Source organism: Pseudomonadales bacterium, assembly GCA_013215025.1.
GTDB lineage: Bacteria > Pseudomonadota > Gammaproteobacteria > Pseudomonadales > DT-91 > DT-91.
In genome coordinates, this window is the sequence record JABSRR010000127.1 from 1 (window position 1) to 3,947 (window position 3,947).

General features: G+C 47.6%; 3 protein-coding genes. All 3 read left to right on the forward strand.

Features of this window, described 5'->3' with window-relative positions; translation table 11 throughout:
• On the forward strand, nt 1-1,866 hold a 1,866-nt coding region (locus tag HRU21_09005; GenBank protein NRA42429.1), incomplete at its 5' end, for a chromosome segregation protein SMC.
• Nucleotides 1,867-1,931: 65 nt separating this feature from the next.
• Nucleotides 1,932-3,083, forward strand: coding sequence for a cell division protein ZipA (gene zipA / locus HRU21_09010; GenBank protein NRA42430.1), 1,152 nt, complete (start codon nt 1,932-1,934; stop codon nt 3,081-3,083).
• A gap of 6 nt (nt 3,084-3,089) precedes the next feature.
• On the forward strand, nt 3,090-3,947 hold an 858-nt coding region (locus HRU21_09015; protein NRA42431.1), incomplete at its 3' end, for an NAD-dependent DNA ligase LigA.

The window sequence follows — 3,947 nt, forward strand, 5'->3', positions numbered from 1 at the left end:
CAATCGGTGTGTGTCGATCAAATCAACGATTTCGTCTCCTCAGTTGCAGAATTAGATGCAGGCGCGCTGCGCTTGTTGAGTGCAAGCGATGCTTCGACCGCTGCCAATCAGGCAGTCTCTTTACCGCTGTTATTAAGCAAAGTGGCGAATCCAGAGCTGCTTAGCAGCATTTTAGCGGGCGTTTATGTGGCTGATACTGTAGAGCAAGCGCTGCCAGCTCTGCAGGCTTTATCAATGCAAGAGTCCATTGTGACAGCTGATGGCTTATGGCTGTCGCGCCATTGGTTGAGAAAGCTGGATCAGCAGGATGCGCAAGCAGGCTTGCTAAAGCGTAAGCAGGAAATTGAACAATTACATGCGGTGATTGCAGAGCAATCTTCGGAAAAACAGGCGCTGCAATCATCTCAAACCGACACTCAGCTTAAGCTCAGTCAAACCGAGCGCGAGCGCGATGAGCTGCAAAAGTCTTATCAGCTGCGCTCCACCAAGCAGTCTGAATTAAGCAGCCAGCTAAGTGCGAAAAAGCTCAAGGTTGAACAGGTACTGCAACGCAGAGAACAGATTCAAACAGATCTCGATGATACCAAGCTGCAATACCAGCTAGAGCAAGAATCCTTGGCGGAGGCGCGCGCAATTCTGCAGCAGGCGATTGAGGATATGGAATCTGATGCTGGCCAAAGAGAATCGCTGGTATCAGAACGTGACAATATTCGCAGTCGTTTAGATCAGGCGCGTGATCAAGCGAATAGTGACAAAGATCGAGCCTACCAGCTAGCTATGCAGGAGCAGTCGCTGAAAACTCAAATCAGCGCATTGCAGCAATCATTGGATAGAGCACGTGAGCAAGTAGAGCAGTTGCTTGAGCGACGTACTCAGTTGCAAATTGAGATTGCTGAAATCGAGCAGCCGGATGATGACTCAGCACTTGCTTTAGAAGCACTGTTAGACAAACGTTTGACCGTGGAGCAGGAGTTGTCTGCTGCGCGAACCGAGCTTGATACTATCGAGCATGATATGCGTGAAGTTGAGCGAGAGCGAAACTTGATTCAACAGACTATACAAAAACATCGCAGTGATCTTGAGCAATCGCGCATTGCCGCGCAAACCTGGCAAGTTCAGCAAGAGAATTTACAAAAGCAAATTGAGGATGCAGAATTTTCTGTTGCTACGCTGATTGAGGAGCTGCCTGAACACGCCTCAGAGTCAGTGTGGCAGGAAGAAATTGAATCTTTAGCGCGTCGTATAGCTAGACTGGGTGCGATCAATCTTGCTGCCATTGAAGAATATAAGCTAGCAGCTGAGCGTAAGACCTATCTTGATGCGCAAAATGCGGATTTAGAAACGGCATTGTCGACTTTAGAAAATGCGATACGCAAGATTGACAAAGAAACCCGGCAGCGTTTTAAAGATACTTTTGACCAGATCAATCTGGGCGTGCAGGACTTATTCCCTAAAGTGTTTGGTGGCGGCCGAGCTTATTTAGAGCTGACGGGGGATGATTTACTGGATACCGGGGTGGCGATTATGGCGCAGCCGCCCGGCAAGAAAAATAGTACTATTCACTTATTGTCAGGTGGTGAGAAAGCCCTCACCGCGATAGCCTTGGTATTTTCAATCTTTAAACTTAACCCTGCACCGTTTTGTATTCTTGATGAGGTTGATGCCCCCTTAGATGATGCCAATGTGGGCCGCTATGCGCGCATGGTGAAAGAGATGAGTGAGCAAGTACAATTTATTTATATCTCGCATAATAAGATTGCGATGGAAATGGCAGACCAGCTGTTGGGTGTTACTATGCATGAGCCGGGTTGCTCTCGCGTGGTCAGCGTAGATATTGAAGAGGCTGCAGAGCTCGCAGCTCTTTAAATTAGAAACAAATTATTGTATTTTGCTGTTATTGGAACAGTAGCGCTAACTCTTGGGGTCAGGGTATGGACTTAAGCATTCAAGATTGGATGTTTGTAATCGTTGGATTATTAGTTATCGTGGTTTTGCTTGATGGCTACCGACGCGCACAGCGTGCCCGACGCAATCAAGTTCGCCTCTCGCGAAATGCAAAGCGCATGGCAAAGATGAGCGAGCAAGAAAAATCTCTCAATGCCAGCGCCAGCAACAATAACGGCAATAGCAACAGCCAGTCACAGCTCGGTGACGACTCTAGTCTTAGTGCGCCTCGGCCTATTGCAGGTGAATCACCAACAGGTGATATGTTAGATGATGAGATGCAAGCAGAGCATTTATCTGCAACGCATGCTGCTCAGCCGAATCTGTCTACCAATAAGGCCAACAATAAATCGTATCAAGCTGACACTGCAGACGAGGCAATTGACCCCTTGTTTGCTGACCCCTTTCTTGCNGAATCCGAAACTGAATTTGCAACTAATGCTGAAACTGTAGAGCCTACATTGGCGGAATCTGCTGCTCTAGAGTCTGAGGCAGCTGAGTACTCGCAGGCTAGACCTGTGTCTTCAGAACCTTTGTCTAAAGAGCCCTCGTTTTCAGAGCCTGCTGTTTCATCGTCTTCAGTGCCTTCGGCCTCAGTGGATCTTGATCAGCAAGAACTTGATGCTCGGGCAGAAGAATATCAGCCCAGTTTGTTTGAGACACAAGACGCTGAGCCGAGTACACAGGCTGAACCGCAAAATAATGCTGAGCCTGAAGAAATTATTGTGCTTAATGTCTTAGCTGCTGATGAACAAGGTTTTGCTGGCGAAGATTTATTGCATATTTTGCTTGCCTGTGACTGCCGCTTTGGTGAGATGAATATTTTTCACCGCTATGAAGATGCTAATCAGCAGGGCGCGATTCAGTTTTCTATTGTCAATCTTATTGAGCCAGGCACTTTTGACCTTGGCAATATTGCCAGTTTTGCTACCCCAGGGGTCAGCTTTTTTATGCGCCTGCCGGGCCCGCAGCAGCCTTTAATCGCGTTTGATGCGATGGTTGATACCGCAAAGTGTTTGATCAAAAATCTGAATGGTGAGCTGCGCGATGAACAGCACTCAACGGTGACTGAGCAAACGCTTGAACACGCCAGAGAAAAAATCCGTCTTTATTGCCAAAAACGTTTAGCCACTGCGTAGCCAAACATGAGCGAGCAGTTACCCCAAGCTGAAGTTGATCGTTTAATCGACTTAATTCATCAATACAATCATGAATATTATGTGCTTGATGCACCGTCGGTTCCGGATGCTGAGTATGACCGCTGTTTTCAGCGTTTAGTTGAGCTTGAGAAGGCGTTTCCCACATTAAAATATGCGCACTCGCCCAGTGCACGGGTTGGCGGTGTGGCGTTGGACGAATTTGCTCAAGTTGAGCACGCTGTGCCGATGTTGTCTTTAGATAATGTGTTTGATGATCAGCAGCTTTTTGACTTTGATCGACGGCTGAGAGAGCGCCTGCAGATGGCCGAGCAGGATTCACTGACTTATTGCTGTGAGCCAAAGCTCGACGGTATTGCTATCAGCTTACTGTATGAGCAAGGTATCTTAGTGCGCGGCCTTACACGCGGCGATGGCCGAGTGGGCGAAGATATTACGCATAATATAAAAACGGTGGGTTCAATACCGCTGTCATTATTTGGCGATCAGCTGCCCTCTAGGCTTGAGGTGCGGGGCGAAATTTACATGCCTAAAGCTGGCTTTGAACAGCTTAATCAAAAGGCTCAAGCGCGCGGCGAAAAAGGCTTTATGAATCCGCGCAATGCAGCTGCCGGCTCGCTCAGACAGTTGGACTCTAAAATTACTGCCACAAGACCGTTAGAGATGTGCGCCTATAGTATTGGCGTTATCGAAGGGCAGGCAGATGATTTTCCAACCGGCCAATATGAAATTTTGCAACTGCTCAGCCAGTGGGGGTTTTTAGTTAACGAGAATATGCAAAAAGTTAACTCGATTACCGATTGTGCAGATTATTTTCAAACGCTCGCTAATAAGCGCGATACGCTG